The organism is Sulfitobacter sp. AS59, assembly GCF_038899995.1.
In the GTDB taxonomy this organism is placed as follows: domain Bacteria; phylum Pseudomonadota; class Alphaproteobacteria; order Rhodobacterales; family Rhodobacteraceae; genus Sulfitobacter.
In genome coordinates this window covers 186,450-203,699 of the sequence record NZ_JBBMQK010000004.1, presented here as the reverse complement: position 1 = coordinate 203,699, position 17,250 = coordinate 186,450, and the positions used below count along the sequence as shown (strand labels likewise).

Sequence of the window (17,250 nt, the reverse complement as noted above, 5' to 3'; positions counted from 1 at the left end):
AAAATCCTTACCGCCGCCAAGGGGGCTGCCGTGATCAATAGATTTAATTCATCCAAAATGCTGCGCAACCTGACGATGCTCGCCTTTGTGGCAGCCCTTGCCGCGTGCAGCGGTACCGCGAGGGTTGAGCCGACAGGCATCAATGACCCCTACGAGCAAAACAACCGCAAGGTACATGCTTTTAACAAAAAGATTGCAGGATCCGGTAAGGGCGGCGGGCTGGCCAAGGCTGTGCCCTTTGAATTTCAGACGATGATTCACAACGTCGCAGAAAACATGTCGATGCCCCAAGTCGCGGTGAATTCGTTCCTTCAGGGCGACCTGCAAGGATTCGGGCTTGCAACATCGCGCTTTGCGATCAATTCGGTCCTTGGCTTTGCGGGTCTGGTTGATGCTGCCAGCGAATTCAAAGTGCCTGAACACGACACCGATTTTGGCGAGACCTTGTATGTTTGGGGTGTTGGCGAAGGGGCGTATTACGAACTACCGCTTCTGGGGCCATCGACAGGCCGTGATGTTGCAGGGCGCGTTGTGGACATGTTCACAAACCCGCTGTCCAACGTGCTGGACAGCCCTGAAAAATATGTTGGCACTGCCGCAAAGCTGACCGACCGCATCCTCAAGAACAGCCGACGCAGTGACATGATCAGTGATGTGCTGGGCAACAGCGCCGACAGCTATGCGCAGGCGCGCCTGATCTATCTGCAGAAACGCCGCTATGAACTTTCCCGCCGCACCGGCACGATGGCTACGTATGATGACCCCTATGCAAACTAAGCTTGGCAGACGCACCTTTATTGGCGGGGTCTGTTCACTGGTCGTCGCACGACCCGCAGCCGCTTTGACGGCAAATGACGCGACTGCGTTTATCACGCGGTTGATCGCCGACATTTACCGCGTGATCGACAGCGGCATGCCCGAGGCCGATATGATCCCGCAGTTCGAGACGTTGTTCGAACGCTATGCTGACGTCGATATCATGGCGCAATATGCGCTTGGCGTTGACGGGCGCAGCGCCAGCCCCGCGCAAAAGGCAGCGTTTTCCGATGTCTTTTCCAGCTATATCGCCAAAAAATACGGCGGCCGATTTGGCCAATTTATCGGTGGCCGGATCGAGGTCGAAGGTGCCCGCGAAATCAAGCAGGGCTACGAGATCAAGACCACCGCTTATCTGCGCGGTGAAAACCCGATTGATGTGATTTTTCTGGTGTCCGACAAATCCGGCGAGCTTCAGTTTTTCAATATGTTCCTTGAGGGCGTGAACCTGCTGCTGACCGAACGCAGTGAAATCGGTTCGATGCTGGACCGGCGTGGTGGTGATCTGATTGCAGCGACCCAAGACCTGAAAGCCGTACGCTAGACGCTTGGCAACCGCCCTTGCCTGCCTCATGGTCGGGGCATGGATATCACGCTGATCAAAACCTTTATCGAGGTCGCAAACTCCGGCTCTTTCGTGGCTGCGTCGGACAAGCTGTTTGTCACGCAATCAGCGGTCAGCCTGCGCATTCAGCGACTAGAAGACAGCTTGGGCCACGCGCTGTTCAAACGTTCCAAATCGGGCGCGCTGCTGACATCTGAGGGCGAACAGTTCGTCCCCTATGCCCTAAGCCTGCTTAAGATATGGGAAGAAGCCCGCCAACAAATCGCTATCCCCGAGGGCTACAGCCGCAGTCTTTCGCTGGGGGCGCAATATTCGCTTTGGCACCGGTTGGGGTTTCGCTGGATTGATGCGCTGCAAACAGCTCTGCCTGATCTAAGCGTGCGGGCCGAAATGGGCATGACCGACAGGCTGACCCGGTTTCTCGTCGAAGGGGTGATACAGGCTGCCCTGCTCTATACCCCGCAGCTCCGCCCCGGTCTGCTGGTCCAACCCGTGCTGGCCGAGGAGCTGGTGCTGGTCTCGTCTTTCCAGGCGGCGCTGGAGGATATCGGGCCGGAATATGTCTTTGTCGATTGGGGTCCAGAATTCACGCATATGCATGCAACCGCGCTACCCCATCTGACAAATGCGGGGCGTGCCATGGCGCTTGGCGCGTTGGCTGGCGACTATATCGTGAACCGCCGCGCCGCCGCATATCTGCCTGCACGCTCCGCCCAGCGGTATATCGATACAGGAAGGTTGCACCTTGTTGCGGATGCGCCACGGTTTTCCTATCCCGCGTGGGTTGTTTGGCGCGAAGACCTGGACCCCGAGTTGCTGTCGGTCGCGCGGCGCACCTTGATTGACGTCGCCCAAGCGGCTGAAAATGAACAAGATAACCTGATTGAGCAATCGCCCACCAGCTGATGCCCATACACTGATCACAGCCGCCGAATTACAAACGAGTAATGCTCGTTTTATGCACGAGTAATTCGAATTTAACTTATGTGAAGTACTACCCTAAATCCATTCTCAGCAGAGATGCTCCTGTCCCTCTCTCAGGGTCGGGTCACTTCTAAGGGAAAGGATTCCCCAATGAATACGTTCTTTAAAGTTTCGGCGGTTTCCGTAATCGCACTGATGGCTGCCGCCCCAGTTTTCGCTCAGCAACGCGCTTTGGGCATTGAGACATTGAATGACCAGATCGACGACATCACAGATGATGTTCAAACCGATCTTGCACGCGGCGATGACGCAGAGCGTTACGGCCCCAACGGCGTCGCACAAGGCTGGCGCGGTTCGTTCGCATTGTCCGCATCGGGCACAAGCGGCAACACCGACAACGGTGAAGTTTCAGGCGCTGGCCGTCTGACATATGGTATCGGCAGCTGGAACCACTTGGTTGGTTTTGCGGTCGAATACGGCGAAGCCAATGGCCAAAAAAGCGAAGAGAAGTTTTTCGGCACATACGAAGGTAGCCGCTATTTCTCTGAGCAGCTTTATGCCTTTGGTCTGGCCCGTTACCAATATGATGGCTACCTGACCGACAATACCGGTGCACAGGTTCCCGGTTCGGAAACCGACGCGTTCTTGGGCTTTGGTCCGGGCTACCGTGCGATCAACACAAATGGTCACACATGGCGCATCCAAGCGGGCCCTGGCGTTCGCTACTACAAGGACGTGACTGGCACATCTGAAACCGAAGTCGGTGCCATCGCATCTTCGCGTTACTTCTATGCCTTCAACGACACAGTGTCGTTCACCATGGACACAGACGTTGTAAGCTCCAAGGTCAACACTGTTCTGTCGAACGATGCGGGCATCAACTACAAAATGTCTGACAACCTGTCGACACGGGTCAGCTACCGTACTGACTACAACACTGATCCTGCTGCGGGTCTGAAATCCACTGACAACACCTTGGGTGTGTCCTTGGTTCTCGGCTTCTAAAGCAGACTGTCATCTGGCTTAGGCGGGTTTGTTACCTCGGACCGTTCAAGCCTGACAGAAAAGGGAGATTGGGTTTACCCCAGTCTCCCTTTTTCACTTTTATGGCTGCGTCTATCGGTTATCTTCTTGCCCGTTGCCGCCGGATGATCCGCCACCAAAGATATCGCGCAGGACCTGATCAATCAGGCTCAGCGGGTTTTGCGGTTGCGGCGCGGGGACCGGCACGGGGGCCTCGACCACGGCAGGGGCCGGTATGATCATTGGCAAGGGCCGCACAGGCAGCCCCTCGTGTACCCGCTCCATCACTTCTTTCCAGATCTCGGTCGGCAACCCGCCGCCCGATACGCCTGTCAGCGGGGTGTTATCGTCATAACCCATCCAGACACCGGCCACATAATCAGCCGAGAACCCGATGAACCACGCATCGCGGTTGGCTTGTGTGGTGCCGGTCTTGCCCGCCAGTTCACGCCCGCCAAACTGCGCCCGTCTGCCGGTGCCTTCCGACACGACTTTCTCCATCATATAGACCAGCTGAAGGGCGGCATCCTCTTGGATCACCCGTTCGCCAATACCGCCGCCCGTGCCCATCAACGGTTCGCTATCGCCCAGCAGCTTTAGATCAATCAAGCCGTAAGGTTTCACGGACGACCCGCCGTTCAAGATACCCGCATATGCACCTGTCATCTCAAGCAGGGTGCTTTCGGAAGCCCCAAGCGCGAGCGCGGGACCGACGGCCAGATCGCTTTGAATGCCGAACTGCGTTGCGACTTGGCTGACCACATCGCGGCCCACACTTTCAGAAACTTTGACTGCCGGAATATTAAGCGAATCCTTTAGTGCGGTCGTCAGCGACACCTGACCTTTGAACTCTTTGGTATAGTTTTTAGGGCACCATTCGCCCGATCCCGGGATATTCAGGCAATAGGGTGCGTCCTCGATCAGATCATTGGGGGAATACCCCAGATCAAGGGCCGCAGCATAGATGAATGGTTTGAACGACGAACCCGTCTGGCGCATCGCTTGGGTCGCGCGGTTAAAGGCACCAGCCACTTTGGTCTTGCGGCCACCAACCATTGCACGCACAGCACCATCGGCGGACATGACGACAACGGCAGCCTGCGCCTTGGACCCTTCGCGTACCTTATTTTCGAACACCCAGCTTAGCCCGGCCTCGGCGGCCTTTTGAATGCGCTGATCCAGCGTTGTCTTGATAATCACGTCTTCGGTCGTGTTGCGGGTAAAGAACTCGGGCCCCGACGACATGACCCAATCAGCGAAATACCCGCCGGCTTGGGCTTCGGCGGCCTCTGACAGTTCGGCGGGGTGCGCAATCGCATCGTCAGCCTCGGCTTGGGTCAGATACCCCTGCTCTTCCATCAGGCGCACCACAGTGGCAGCGCGGCTTTGCGACCGGTCCAGATTGTTCGTGGGCGATAATGTTGTGGGGGCGGTCAGCAAACCGGCCAGCATCGCGCCTTCTGCGGGGCGCAGGGCCGTTGCAGGCTTGCCGAAAAAGCGTTGTGCGGCGGCTTCGGCACCGAATGCACCGCCGCCCATATAGGCGCGGTTCAGATAGATCGACAGGATATCATCCTTGGAATACTTCACTTCCATCGCCATGGAATACAGCGCCTCCTTAGCCTTGCGGCTGAGGGACGAGCGGCGGCATTCGGCCTCGTATTCCTTTTCCGTCTGGCCCGAGGATGGATCGAAAGGTTCGCCCAGACACAGCAGTTTGGCGACTTGTTGGGTGATCGTTGACCCACCATGCCCTGACAGTGGGCCGCGCCCTTCAGACAGGTTGATACGCACCGCAGATGCGATCCCGCGCGGGGATACACCAAAGTGGCGGTAGAAACGTTTGTCTTCTGTGGCGATGACCGCGTTCTTGAGATGTGGTGATACATTTGACGCGTTCACAACACCGCCGAACTGATCGCCACGCCATGCGAATACATCCCCATTGCGATCCAACAAGGTGACCGATCCGCGCGCGCGCCCATCCAGCAGCGCATCAAGCGGCGGTAGCGTTGTGTAAAAATACCCGACCGCACAGGCCAGCAACAGCACGACCACCAGCGTCACCCGCGAGACGATTTTCCAGATCAGGTTCAGGATCCAGCGGATCACCGCGCTGAAAAAGCCAAGGATACCGCCGCGGCGTTTGACCGGTTTGCGTGCAGGCTTGCGCTTGGCAGGTGCCTTTTTTGCAGGCTTCTTTTTGGCCGAAGCTGCCGCTTTTGCGCTATATCGCTTGTCAGCGACCATGGGCCGCTTCCGCTTGGGTGAATCACTCATTTACTGCTCGCTCGACCGTTCTTTTTCGCCACTCTATCCTGCATGCCGATGATTGTTTAGCGTAGAGGTCATCGGCACGCGTCTATTTTTTGCACATTTTTTAATCACATTTAACTTTTTGCACATTTTTTAGACATACACGCCTGTAAAACAGGCCATTGTGCGCCCTTTTGCCTATCATAATCGACCAGAGTCCCGCTTTTCTTCTCAGGCATCACGCAGGAAGAACCTGCATTCTAGAAGAGGGACTTTAGGTGAAACTCATCATAGCAACAATTAAGCCTTTCAAGCTTGAAGAGGTCCGCGAAGCGCTGACCGAAGCAGGCGTACGTGGGTTGATGGTAACAGAAATCAAGGGCTTTGGTGCCCAGTCTGGCCACACAGAAATCTATCGCGGCGCTGAATACGTCGTGAACTTTGTACCCAAAGTAAAACTTGAATTGGTCGTCGCCGACGCGCTGGCCGATCAGATGGTCGAAACCATCACCCGCACCGCCCACACCGGCAAGATCGGTGACGGCAAAATCTTTGTGCTCGATGTCGAGCAGGCCGTGCGTGTGCGCACCGGTGAAACCGGCGAAGACGCCATTTGACCCTTAACGCTTGAGGAAATGACGAAATGAAATTACGAATTCTCCTTCCCATGGCCGCGACAGCCGCGCTGTTGCCGACATTGGGCTTTGCACAGGACGCCGAGTTTGCAAGCGCGTCCGAGACTGCATTCATCTTTAATACGCTGCTGTTCTTGATCGGTGGCTTCCTGGTCTTCTGGATGGCCGCTGGTTTTGCCATGCTCGAAGCCGGGCTTGTCCGTTCAAAGAACGTGACAACGCAGCTGACAAAGAACATCGCGCTGTTTTCGCTGGCTGCCATCATGTATTGGCTGGTTGGCTATAACATCATGTACCCGGGCGACGCCTGGATCATCCAAGGCGTGTTCGGCACCTTTGGCACCAAAGACATCAAAACAGCGATCGACGCAGGCGGCTATTCCAACGCGTCCGACTTCTTCTTTCAGTTGATGTTCTGCGCGACCACAGCATCGATCGTTTCGGGCACATTGGCCGAACGTATCAAACTGTGGCCCTTCCTGATCTTTACCGTCGTGCTGACCGGCTTTATCTATCCGATCGAAGCAAGCTGGCAGTGGGGCGCAGGCTGGTTGTCTGACGCAGGTTTCTCTGACTTTGCTGGTTCCACATTGGTTCACGCAGCTGGTGGTTTCGCAGCCCTTGCAGGTGCGATCATCCTTGGACCACGTATCGGCAAATACAAAGACGGCCGTGTGATCCCGATGCAGGGTTCGAACCTGCCGCTTGCCACACTGGGTACGTTCATCCTGTGGCTGGGTTGGTTCGGCTTCAACGGCGGTTCGCAGTTGGCCATGGGGTCGATGATCGACGCTGACGCTGTTGCGCAAATCTTTGCCAACACCAACATGGCGGCGGCTGCCGGTGCTGTTGCGGCGATGATCCTGACGCAGATCCTGTACAAAAAGGTCGACCTGACCATGCTGCTGAACGGCGCGCTGGCGGGTCTGGTGTCCATCACTGCGGGTCCGCTTGACCCGACATTGTTTGGCGCGCTTTGGATCGGTGCCGTTGGTGGTGTGATCGTGGTCTTCGCGGTTCCATTCCTGGACAAGCTGAAAATCGACGATGTTGTGGGTGCGATCCCAGTACACTTGATCGCCGGTTTCTGGGGCACGCTGGTTGTTCCCGTCTATACCGACGGCACATCCTTTGTGACACAGATCATCGGCTTTGCGTCCATCGGTGCATTCGTCTTTATCGTGTCGCTGGTTGTCTGGTTGATCCTCAAGGTCACCATGGGCATCCGCGTCAGCGAGGAAGCCGAGATTACCGGCCTCGACGTGTCGGAGCTGGGTATGGAAGCATATCCTGAGTTCTCGAAAAGCTAAGAGAGCCACACCGTAACGAGTTTAAGACCCGGGCCTTCGCGTCCGGGTTTTTTTTGGGTGAAGGGCGGGTAAAAAAATAGCGCCGTGCTGGGGGACAGCGCGGCGCTATTGAGTATTTAAGAAAGGGTGAAGCGGAAAGAAGCCGCTTAGATGCCCACGTCGATGATCGCCTTGGCAAGGATCGGAACGGTTTGTGCGTTCAGGCCTGCGATGTTCATGCGGCTGTCGCCGACCATATAGATGCCGTGATCGACGCGCAGTTTTTCCACCATTTCCGGGGTCGTGCCGAGGCGCGAGAACATGCCGCGGTGTTCTGCAAGGAAACCGAACCGATCAGAGCCAGAGAGCCGTTGCAATTCGCCGGCAAGCTGGCTGCGCAGACCCAGCATGGTGTTGCGGATATCCTCAAGCTCGGCCATCCAGTCGGCGCGCAGGGCGTCGTCGTTCAGGATCGTCGCCACAATCCGCGCACCGTGGTCAGGCGGGAAGCTGAAGTTCTGGCGGTTCAAGAAGGCCAGTGTGCCTTGGTTCAGCTGCTGGGCAGAGGCATCCGAGGAAACAGCCATCAGGATGCCGGTACGTTCGCGGTAGATGCCAAAGTTTTTGGAGCAGCTGGCCGCGATCAGGCATTCAGGCACCGCCGCGGCGACCTTGCGGGTTGCTGCGGCATCTGCGTCCAGACCATCGCCGAAACCTTGGTACGCGATGTCGATCATTGGGGTTGCGCCGGTTTCTTGCAGAACCTTAATTACAGCGTCCCATTGCGTGGGGTTCAGGTTTGCGCCGGTGGGGTTGTGACAGCAGCCGTGCAGCAGGATCACATCGCCCTTTTGGGCGGTCTTGAGATCGGCCAACATGCCGTCGAAATCAACGCCACGGGTTTCATCATCAAAATAGCGGTAAGGCACGGTCGTCATGCCGAGGTATTTCAGGATCGACAGGTGGTTTGGCCAGGTCGGGTTTGACACGAACACCCGTGCATCGGGGCGCGCCATCTGGATCAGCTCAAACGCTTGACGCAGGGCCCCTGTGCCACCGGGGGTCGCGGCTGCCGCAACATTAGCGCGGGGCACAGCATCGCCTAGAACCATGGTGACCATCGCATCGCCAAAGGCAGGATCGCCGGACAGTCCGGTATAGCTTTTGCTGTCTTGCGCTTCCCAAATTTGATGTTCGGCAGATTTAACCGCCCGCATGACCGGTGTCAGCCCGGTCGCATCTTTGTAGACGCCCACGCCAAGGTCGATCTTGGTCTCGCGGGGGTCGTCCTTGTACATTTGCATGAGAGCAAGGATTTTATCGGCGGGCTGCGCCTGCAGGTTTTCGAACATTATGCGTCTCCGGTCGCAACGGGCACTGTGGGGAACATCCCCCATTCGGCCCAAGATCCATCATATAAAGACCAACTTTTGTGGCCTATCCGTTCCAGCGCCAGCCCAAGGACCGCCGCTGTAATGCCTGATCCGCAACTGGTGATCACCGGGCGCGACAAATCAATGCCAGCGCCCTCGAAGGCGGCCTTTATCTGGTCCACGGATTTCATGGTTTTGTCTGCGTTCAGCAGATCAGTATAGGGCAGGTTCCGCGAACCGGGGATATGGCCCGCACGCAACCCTTCGCGGGGTTCGGGATCGTCACCGCGGAACCGACCTGCTGCGCGGGCATCAACGATCTGCGGGTCCTTAAGCTTGGAGGCTTGGGCCACCTGCGTCACATCGCGCACCAGTTGGTTTTGAAAGCGAACGGTCATGTGGCGGTCGCGGGGGATGGGGGGCATGTCTTCGGTCTTGCGACCCTCGGCCACCCATTTGGGCAAGCCGCCATCCAGCACTGCAACGTTGTCCTGACCCATCAGCTTGAACAGCCACCAGACCCGGGCCGCAGACATCAGGCCCGCGCCGTCATAGACAACAATCTGATGGCCATCGCCGACACCCATTGCCCGCATACGCGACATGAATTTTTCGGCCGGGGGGGCCATGTGAGGCAGATCGGAGCGCCCGTCCGAAATCTCGTCTATGTCAAAGAAACGCGCGCCGGGGATGTGGGCCGCGTCATACTCGGCCTTGGGATCGCGGCCCATGTCGGGCAGATACCATGACGCATCCAACAAACGCAGGTCGGGATCTTTGATGTGTTGTGCCAGCCAGTCGGTTGAAACAAGTGTTTTCGGATCGTCGGACATGGGTCAGCCCCCTTTGAGAACAGGTTTTGCTATGCCTAACCGTGCAGGCGGGGGCAGGCAAGGGTGCGGCTGCCCTAGGGGCCTGCAAAAGGGTCGGTTTGCAGCAAGCTGGGGCGGTCTGCGACACCTTGCCACCACCGTTGAAGGGTCGGAAATGCGGCCATCATCGAGCTGCCCTGCGGTGCCATCGTGAAGTAGGCGATCATCGGTGCCAGATGGAGATCGGCAAGCGTAATGTCGACCCCGTTCAACTGGTGCCCTTCGGCCGCGATGGCATTCAAGCTTTGCAACATGGGGCGGGCATTTTTCAGCCCCTCGGTCACGGCCAATTCATCTGCGACCTCGTCCATCATGGGCGCAAAGACAGCGTTTGCGAACACCTGCCGCACCAATGGCACGTAGCCGTAGAAATCGGTAACGGCGACGACCTGAGCCATACGCGCCATCTGGTGCGGTGCTGTCGGAACCAAGGACAGGCCCGGACCAATCGCATCGAGGTATCGCAAAATGGCGCTGGTTTCGGTCAGCGTGAAATCATCGTGCCGCAACACGGGCACCCTGCCAAATGGGGTGTGTTCCAACAACAAAGGATCGGACGTGTCAGAGAACGGGTTCAGCTCGTGATAGGTTGCTTCCAACCCCATTTCGATCAGGGCGGCGCGCACAATGCGGGTGTAAACGCTATATCGGTAACCGATGAGGGTCAGCCCCTCAGCCATGGTCTTTCAACAGGCGTTGCTTTTGCCGCGACCAATCGCGCTTGGCCTCTGTCTCGCGCTTGTCGTGCAGCTTTTTACCCTTGGCGATGCCGATCTTGATCTTGGCCATGCCGCGGTGATTGAAATACATCACCATCGGCACAAGGGTCATGCCCTTGCGCTGCGTTTCGTTCCACAGGTGCGACAGCTGCTTTTTCGACACCAGCAGCTTGCGGCGGCGGCGTTCTTCGTGGCTAAAGGTTTTCGCCTGGCTGTAGGGGGCGACATAGGAATTCACCAACCACAGCTCGCCATCCTCAACCGCGGCATAGCTTTCGGCGATATTGGCCCCGCCGTTGCGCAGGGATTTCACCTCGGACCCTTCAAGCATAATGCCGCATTCGACGTCATCATCGATGGCGTAGTCAAACCGCGCGCGGCGGTTTTCGGCAATGACCTTGTAGTTGGGGTCAGATTTGGATGATGATTTTACCTGTGACATGCCGATGATGTAGGACGCAGCGCCCGCCTGCGCAAGATGGGCCGCGCATCGTTTGAAATTGTGCATCAAATCCGCAGCGATTTGTACGGCTGCCAAGAACGGGCATTTATGCCGCCCTATTCGCCCAGTTTCGCGTGAACTTCTTTCAGGTCGATCTCGGAAATGGGCATCTTGTTGGCTGGATTATCCATATCGTATCTGAACAGCTCGAAGTCACGCTTGTAGATTTCGCGCACCAGATGCATCGACAGATCGTCAAAATAATCCTCTACCGGATGCGCCCGCTTGGGCCCGTGCCCTTCGGATTCGTTAAACCGTGGAATATCGGCCAAGGCGACGGGGTGCGGTGTCTTGATCGCATCCAGCACGTCTTGCATGCCGTCGTTAAACTGTTCGGTCCAGACGATCTTGTCGTAGGTGCCGCCGTTTACGATGAAGGTGCTGACATGCCCCGCTTGGGCGGACCAGTGAATGTCCGGGTCCATGGGGCGCCGCCACCGAATGGTATCGCGTGCAAACAGCAAAAACCGGCGAAAGCTGGCGATTTGGTCAAACTCTTGCTTGCCGTCGATGCCGCCGACTTCGATACCGTATTTCTGCACCAATAGCGGAACAAGGTTGCCACGATACCGCTTGCCGTTGCGCTGGATGCCGCAGATTTTGTCAAAGAACGAGCTTAGAACACGGGTGTAGGGGTTTCTTACACAGGTAAACGCATAGGAATCGTGGGCCTGCACATTTCTGGTAATCGGCTCTTGCGATTCATCCATGGCCCATTTGTGCATGCCGGATTTCGCATCGTGAATATCGCCGTCGAAAAATTCGCCATGATCCGAATAATACATGATCTGCCCAATGGTCGAGCAGGCGCATTTGGGCACCACACGGTACACAACGCTTTCGCTTTCCGTCATCCAAGTCCCTGGAAAACCCATTTTTTTGCCCGAACCTCTTATTTTTGGCCACAATTACCACAGTTTATGGCAAGAGAATGGCCTGAGTTAGAAAAAAGCAAATATTCGCGGTTTATTCAATCACTGATCATCTTTATCTTGTCGCCTGAGCGATACGAAAGGGCAGCGTCGTCACTCATGGCCAGAATCGCCTATATCTTACTATGTCACAAGGACCCGACTGCGATCATCAAGCAGGCGGAACGGCTGACGTCGTCGGGCGATTATATGTCAATCCATTTCGACGCCTCTGCCAGCGCCACCGATTTCGCACAGATTACCAAAGCACTTTGCGCCAATCCGAACGTGGTGTTTACGCGCAAACGCATTCGCTGCGGTTGGGGCGAATGGTCACTGGTCCAAGCGACCCTGAACGCGGTCGAAAGCGCGGTTGACGCGTTCCCCCGCGCGACGCATTTCTATATGCTGTCGGGTGACTGCATGGCGATCAAATCGGCCGAATACACCCATAATTACCTGAATGATAATGACTTCGATTTTATCGAAAGCTTTGACTACTTTGAAAGCGACTGGATCAAGACCGGCTGGCAGGAAGAGCGGCTGATCTATCGGCATTGGTTCAACGAACGCACCCAAAAGAAACGCTTTTACTGGATGTACGGGTTGCAAAAGCGTTTGGGCATAACCCGCAAAATCCCGGCCGACATACAGGTACAGATCGGCAGCCAGTGGTGGTGTCTGCGCCGCCAGACCATCGAAAAGGTTCTTGAGTTCAGCAAGCGCCGCAAAGACGTCATGCGGTTCTTTCGCACCACATGGATCCCGGATGAGACATTCTTCCAAACCATCGTGCGCCACGTCATTCCGGGCGACGAAATCCGCGCGCGTACGCTTACGTTCCTGATGTTCACCGATTACGGCATGCCGCTGACCTTTTATAATGACCACTACGATCTGCTTGTTGCTCAGGACTACCTGTTTGCGCGTAAAATCAGCAGCGAAGCGACAGACCTCAAGCGCCGCTTGGGCCTGCTTTACACCGCGCAAGGCGTCGAGTTCCAGATCAGCAACGAAGGCCGCAGCCTGTTCAACTTTCTCAGCGGGCGGGGCCGGATCGGGCGCCGTTTTGCCACCCGATTTTGGGAAGCCGAAAGCACGCTGGGCCGCGAGCGTGAGCTGTTGATCGTTGTCTGCAAAAAATGGCACGTCGCCAAACGTGTTCTTGAACGCATCCGCCAGACAACAAACCTGCCGTCGATCGAATATCTGTTCAACGAAGAAAGCACACCCCTGCCCGATCTGGGCGGCATTCAGAACACCCTTGGCAAACGCACGCGCCACCGGCGCGCCTTGATGCGGATGTTGTTTGACTACTATGAAACAGACCGGCTGATTGTCTGCATGGACCCGGGCAATATTGAACTGCTGAATGATTTCGCCTCTGACAGGTCGATCACGCGCATTTTGGAAATCGAATGCCAGTTCTCTGACGACTATCTGGCTGGCCACGCGGTGCGCGTCGGCCTTGCTGGCGAACGCACATCGGCGGAAACCTTGGGCCGGCTCTTGCCGACGATCCGCAACGACATGACATTTGAATCCGACCGTATCCGCGACTCGCAGTTCGAGAATTACGCGCGGATGCGGGAAAACGCTTCACCCCAAGAAAATGCCAATGTCTTGTCTGATTTCCTTCAGATACCACCGGAAAAAGCGCTAGATATCGCTAAAATGCATTACCTCTTTTCAGACTAAGGACACCCCATGGCCTACGCCTATGACGATCAGAACATCTTTGCCAAAATCCTGCGCGGTGAAATCCCCAACGATACCGTTTTCGAATCCGATCACGCGTTGGCCTTTCGCGATATTCAACCGCAGGCCCCGACCCATGTGCTGGTGATCCCCAAAGGCCCCTATGTCAGCTTTGATCACTTCGCGGCCCAAGCCTCGGACGCCGAGATCGTCGGTTATATCCGCGCAATTTCCGAAGTTTGCAAATCCGAAGGGGTTACGCTTGAGGACGGCGATGGCTTTCGGATGATCTCGAACGCAGGCGCGGATGGCGTTCAAGAGGTCCCGCATCTGCACGTTCATATCTTGGGCGGCCGCCCTATGGGCCGCATGGTTGCCCGCCCGACCTAATCCCCGGCTTCGATGGCTTTAAAATATCCCGGGGGTGCCCGAAGGGCGGGGGCTGGCCCCCTCTCCCACCCGAACCACGCGACTACGGTTGTTTTTTCCAGCTTGCCATCCAGCGCGAAAAACGCCCCTGCTTTTCAGCAAAATCATCTTCGATCCGCTCTAGCGTCGGATCGATCCGTTTCTCTCTGAACCTGCGCCAGCGCACCCAGATCGCATAGATCAGCGCGGCAAAGAGCGTCAGTATGATGATGTTCAAAAACGGAATGCCTTTTGAAACATCCGGACCCGCAACGGGGCGCACAGAAATCGCATTGGGAAAGATCGACAGGAATTCGTTCCGCCAGCCGTAATGCTTCAGCGCCACATATTGCGGCGCGCCCGAGGCAGATCGTAAATCCGAGGCTTCGGCCTGCAAATTGGTTGTGTCAAACTTGAAATAGGGCGGCCATCCCCAGCCGGTGTCTTCGTTGCGGTACACCATCACATCGCCCTTGGCGCGGCGGGTCTGGATAAAGAACACATCCCGGTTGCCCAAGCTGTTGTTGTTGCCCACATCCGCATTGGACCAAAAGATTGAGTTATCACCAAAATCGACACGCTTTTCATAGGTGTCGGTGATCCGCACGATATCGACCTGCGGCAACGTATAATGAAAGAATCCGGCGACAATCGTCCAGATCGTGATCCAGAACACCCATTTGATGATATTCATAGCGCCGGCTTCCCCTAGCTAAAGTTGGTGAGGTAGATGATTACGATAACCAGCCCCACCGGTACAATATAGACACCCCAGATCAATTTACGACGGATCGAGCTGTCATATCTCTTTAGCCCTCGTTGCACGAAACTGTCCAAATCCACAAGCCGTGGACCCTTGCGCCATTTCTCGCGCAGTTTGCCACGCCGGATGCGGCGGGAATACATCGACAGGCCCACATAGATGATGGTAAAGACAGCAAAGCCGACCACAATCAGTTGAAAAAATGCAAGCATGGCGAGTTGTCCTTGTGTCCTGACGCGTTTTCCGCCCCGCACGGCCCCACCGACATTGGAAATCATCCAACGCCGACAGGGCCTAAGGCTTAGGTTTTACCCTACCACGTTAAATTCCGGCCCATAAGGATAGCCGGTGATATTGTCATTGCCATCATCCGTGATCACCAAGATATCATGCTCGCGATATCCGCCAGCACCGGGTTTATCAGCGCCTACGGTCAGCATCGGCTCCATCGAGATAACCATGCCGGGTTCAAGCACGGTGTCGACGTCTTCGCGCAGTTCCAGCCCCGCTTCGCGGCCGTAGTAATGCGACAACACGCCAAACGAATGCCCGTAACCAAAGGTGCGGTGTTGCAGCAGATCACGCTCGGCAAAGAAATCGTTTATCTTATGGGTGATCTCGGCGCAGCTTGATCCCGGTTTCAGCAGGCTCATCCCGTATTCATGGGCGGCGACATTGGCCTCCCAAATCTTGAGGCTGGCCGCATCCACCTCGCCCGCAAACATCGTACGCTCAAGCGCGGTGTAATAGGCAGATATCATCGGGAACGTGTTCAGCGACAAGATATCACCGCGTTCCAACTGACGTGCCGTGACAGGGTTATGCGCGCCATCGGTGTTCAGCCCCGACTGGAACCAGACCCACGTATCGCGGTATTCGGCATCGGGGAAACGTTTGGCGATCTCAAGCTCCATCGCATCGCGGCCCGCCATAGCGATATCGATCTCGCGCGCGCCGACCTTGACCGCGTCGCGAATGGCATAACCGCCCACATCGGCAACCTGCGCGCCTTGGCGGATCAGGGCGATCTCGGCCTCTGACTTGTGCATCCGCTGGCGCATCGTCGTCTCGAACAGATCGACCATCACAACCGGTTCCAGAAAATCCTCAAGCTTGTCGCGCTGCATCATCGTCAGGTGGTCGCCCTCATACCCGATCACGGCCCCTTTGCCCGTGACCGACGCGATCGCCCGCCAGTAGTTATCGCGCTGCCAATCGGTATAGGTGATGTTGTCGGCAAAACTGCGACGCCACGGCTGGCCTGCGTCGATGCCTGCGGAAATGGTCACGCAATCGGTATCCGTGACGACCAAGCCATAGGGTCGGCCAAAGGCACAGTACAGAAAGCCCGAATAATACGCGATATTATGCATCGATGTGAAAACAGCAGCGGTTGCCCCTGCGCTTTCCATCCGCTCGCGCAGCTCTTCCAGACGCGCCTCGTATTCTGCCGCATCAAAAGGCAACGGCGATTTCTCACCATTGTGAAAGCGGTACATATCGGGGCGCAAAACTTTAGATGGATTGGTCATATCAGACCCTCCTTTTCAGAAAGGTCCCGGCGTGCAGGACGCAAGGGCCTATATTCAGAACGACGCCATCGCCCTAGCCCATGCAACCTTTCACCTATTTCAGCGCACCGATCAAGGGGTCACTTGATGCCAAGCAACGCTTTCATCATGTCGCTGTCGGGGTCTTCCAACAAATCGATGATATCAAAGTGATGCCGCCCTTCGACTGCGGTCATCTTGGCCCCCCAAACGCGCGACAATTGTTCTGCCTGTTCGATAAAGGCGGGGCGTTCATCCGCGCCGACCCAGATCGTGACATTCACCCCATGCGGCGGGGTCATGTTGACAGGGCTTTCGGCAGCGGCCTCTGCCTCATCCAGCTGCAAAACCTCGTTCATGGTGGTTTGCAGCAACGGTTCCAGATCGGCCACGGGGGAAATCGTCACGATATTGGAAATCCGTTCGCGCACATCACCAGGCAGGATCAGCGGGTCGGTCATACGCGCAACCAACTGACCCCCAGCGGAATGTCCGGCCAGTGAAATCGACCCTTGGGTCCGCTTGGCAACATCTGCCAGCCCTTTGGCCACCTGACTGGTGATCTGGCTGATGCGTACATCGGGGCACAGATCATAGCCAATCATCGCAACGGCATAGCCGCGCGACAGCGCGCCCGCCGCCAGATGCGACCAGTCAGAGGGGGCAAAAGCCTTCCAATATCCGCCATGGATGAAAACGACAGTGCCACGGGAAACACCTTCGGGTTCAAAGAAATCATAAACCTGACGGTCGGACGGACCGTATGAGATATTCTTTTGCGCGCGAAACCCCAGCTTTTTGCGGAACGCTGCTGCTGCCTTTTGCCAGCGGGGCGGATAGTCCTCGGCACCCTCGATATAAGCGGCGTTGGCATAAGCATCATCTAACTGCATTTGGGTCTCCCTTAACACTCCAAAACAAACTGGAACTAGACAATCATAGCGAA

The 17,250-nt window shown here is 56.4% G+C and carries 18 protein-coding genes; 8 read left to right on the top strand and 10 right to left on the bottom strand.

Translation table 11 applies throughout. From position 1 onward, the window contains the following. The first annotated feature begins 30 nt into the window (after positions 1–30). The 4 genes from WNY39_RS11075 (at position 31) to WNY39_RS11060 (ending at position 3,310) form a co-directional block, all read left to right on the top strand. Positions 31–777, top strand: coding sequence for a VacJ family lipoprotein (locus WNY39_RS11075; protein WP_342845612.1), 747 nt, complete (start codon positions 31–33; stop codon positions 775–777). Then, a complete protein-coding gene (locus tag WNY39_RS11070; protein WP_342845611.1) occupies positions 767–1,360 on the top strand; it encodes an ABC transporter substrate-binding protein in 594 nt (197 codons plus the stop codon). The genes WNY39_RS11075 and WNY39_RS11070 overlap by 11 nt, the downstream gene beginning before the upstream one ends. Before the next feature lie 39 nt (positions 1,361–1,399). Beyond that, complete coding sequence (locus WNY39_RS11065) at positions 1,400–2,287, top strand: LysR family transcriptional regulator (protein WP_342845610.1); 888 nt, start codon at positions 1,400–1,402, stop codon at positions 2,285–2,287. 168 nt (positions 2,288–2,455) lie between these two features. After that, on the top strand, positions 2,456–3,310 hold the full coding sequence (locus tag WNY39_RS11060; protein ID WP_342845609.1) for a DUF481 domain-containing protein: 855 nt from the start codon (positions 2,456–2,458) through the stop codon (positions 3,308–3,310). Positions 3,311–3,421: 111 nt separating this feature from the next. On the opposite strand, the gene WNY39_RS11055 is transcribed toward WNY39_RS11060, so the two are convergent. Next, positions 3,422–5,608: a PBP1A family penicillin-binding protein gene (locus WNY39_RS11055; protein WP_342845608.1), complete on the bottom strand. Its 2,187-nt coding sequence runs from the start codon at positions 5,606–5,608 to the stop codon at positions 3,422–3,424. Positions 5,609–5,862: 254 nt separating this feature from the next. On the opposite strand from WNY39_RS11055, the gene WNY39_RS11050 reads away from it, so the two are divergent. Together WNY39_RS11050 and WNY39_RS11045 are read left to right on the top strand one after the other, a co-directional pair. Continuing rightward, complete coding sequence (locus tag WNY39_RS11050) at positions 5,863–6,201, top strand: P-II family nitrogen regulator (protein WP_005851080.1); 339 nt, start codon at positions 5,863–5,865, stop codon at positions 6,199–6,201. 26 nt (positions 6,202–6,227) lie between these two features. Next, complete coding sequence (locus WNY39_RS11045) at positions 6,228–7,529, top strand: ammonium transporter (protein WP_341233135.1); 1,302 nt, start codon at positions 6,228–6,230, stop codon at positions 7,527–7,529. A 146-nt stretch (positions 7,530–7,675) separates the two neighbouring features. Here WNY39_RS11045 and WNY39_RS11040 read toward each other — a convergent pair whose 3' ends face one another. The 5 genes from WNY39_RS11040 to WNY39_RS11020 form a co-directional block, all read right to left on the bottom strand. After that, positions 7,676–8,860: an amino acid aminotransferase gene (locus WNY39_RS11040; RefSeq protein WP_342845607.1), complete on the bottom strand. Its 1,185-nt coding sequence runs from the start codon at positions 8,858–8,860 to the stop codon at positions 7,676–7,678. Then, positions 8,860–9,714: a 3-mercaptopyruvate sulfurtransferase gene (sseA, locus tag WNY39_RS11035; protein ID WP_342845606.1), complete on the bottom strand. Its 855-nt coding sequence runs from the start codon at positions 9,712–9,714 to the stop codon at positions 8,860–8,862. Before sseA ends, WNY39_RS11040 begins: the two co-directional genes overlap by 1 nt. Positions 9,715–9,788: 74 nt before the next feature. Beyond that, entirely contained in the window at positions 9,789–10,433 is a 645-nt protein-coding gene (locus WNY39_RS11030; protein ID WP_342845605.1) for a glutathione S-transferase family protein, read from the bottom strand. After that, positions 10,426–10,914: an SsrA-binding protein SmpB gene (gene smpB / locus WNY39_RS11025; protein ID WP_341233657.1), complete on the bottom strand. Its 489-nt coding sequence runs from the start codon at positions 10,912–10,914 to the stop codon at positions 10,426–10,428. Before smpB ends, WNY39_RS11030 begins: the two co-directional genes overlap by 8 nt. A gap of 116 nt (positions 10,915–11,030) precedes the next feature. Further along, on the bottom strand, positions 11,031–11,849 hold the full coding sequence (locus tag WNY39_RS11020) for a sulfotransferase family protein (RefSeq protein ID WP_342845604.1): 819 nt from the start codon (positions 11,847–11,849) through the stop codon (positions 11,031–11,033). Positions 11,850–12,005: 156 nt separating this feature from the next. Between WNY39_RS11020 and WNY39_RS11015 the strand changes: the two genes are divergently transcribed. Both WNY39_RS11015 and WNY39_RS11010 read left to right on the top strand, forming a co-directional pair. Then, on the top strand, positions 12,006–13,583 hold the full coding sequence (locus WNY39_RS11015) for a DUF5928 domain-containing protein (RefSeq protein ID WP_342845603.1): 1,578 nt from the start codon (positions 12,006–12,008) through the stop codon (positions 13,581–13,583). 9 nt (positions 13,584–13,592) lie between these two features. After that, complete coding sequence (locus WNY39_RS11010) at positions 13,593–13,973, top strand: histidine triad nucleotide-binding protein (RefSeq protein WP_342845602.1); 381 nt, start codon at positions 13,593–13,595, stop codon at positions 13,971–13,973. 82 nt (positions 13,974–14,055) lie between these two features. On the opposite strand, the gene WNY39_RS11005 is transcribed toward WNY39_RS11010, so the two are convergent. The 4 genes from WNY39_RS11005 to WNY39_RS10990 form a co-directional block, all read right to left on the bottom strand. Beyond that, on the bottom strand, positions 14,056–14,685 hold the full coding sequence (locus tag WNY39_RS11005; protein ID WP_342845601.1) for a DUF1523 family protein: 630 nt from the start codon (positions 14,683–14,685) through the stop codon (positions 14,056–14,058). A 14-nt stretch (positions 14,686–14,699) separates the two neighbouring features. Next, positions 14,700–14,966 carry a hypothetical protein gene (locus tag WNY39_RS11000; protein ID WP_342845600.1) on the bottom strand — a complete coding sequence of 89 codons (267 nt, stop codon included), beginning with the start codon at positions 14,964–14,966 and terminating at the stop codon, positions 14,700–14,702. Between the two features lie 96 nt (positions 14,967–15,062). Further along, positions 15,063–16,286: an aminopeptidase P family protein gene (locus tag WNY39_RS10995; protein ID WP_342845599.1), complete on the bottom strand. Its 1,224-nt coding sequence runs from the start codon at positions 16,284–16,286 to the stop codon at positions 15,063–15,065. Between the two features lie 119 nt (positions 16,287–16,405). Next, a complete protein-coding gene (locus WNY39_RS10990; protein WP_342845598.1) occupies positions 16,406–17,197 on the bottom strand; it encodes an alpha/beta hydrolase in 792 nt (263 codons plus the stop codon). Positions 17,198–17,250 lie beyond the last annotated feature (53 nt).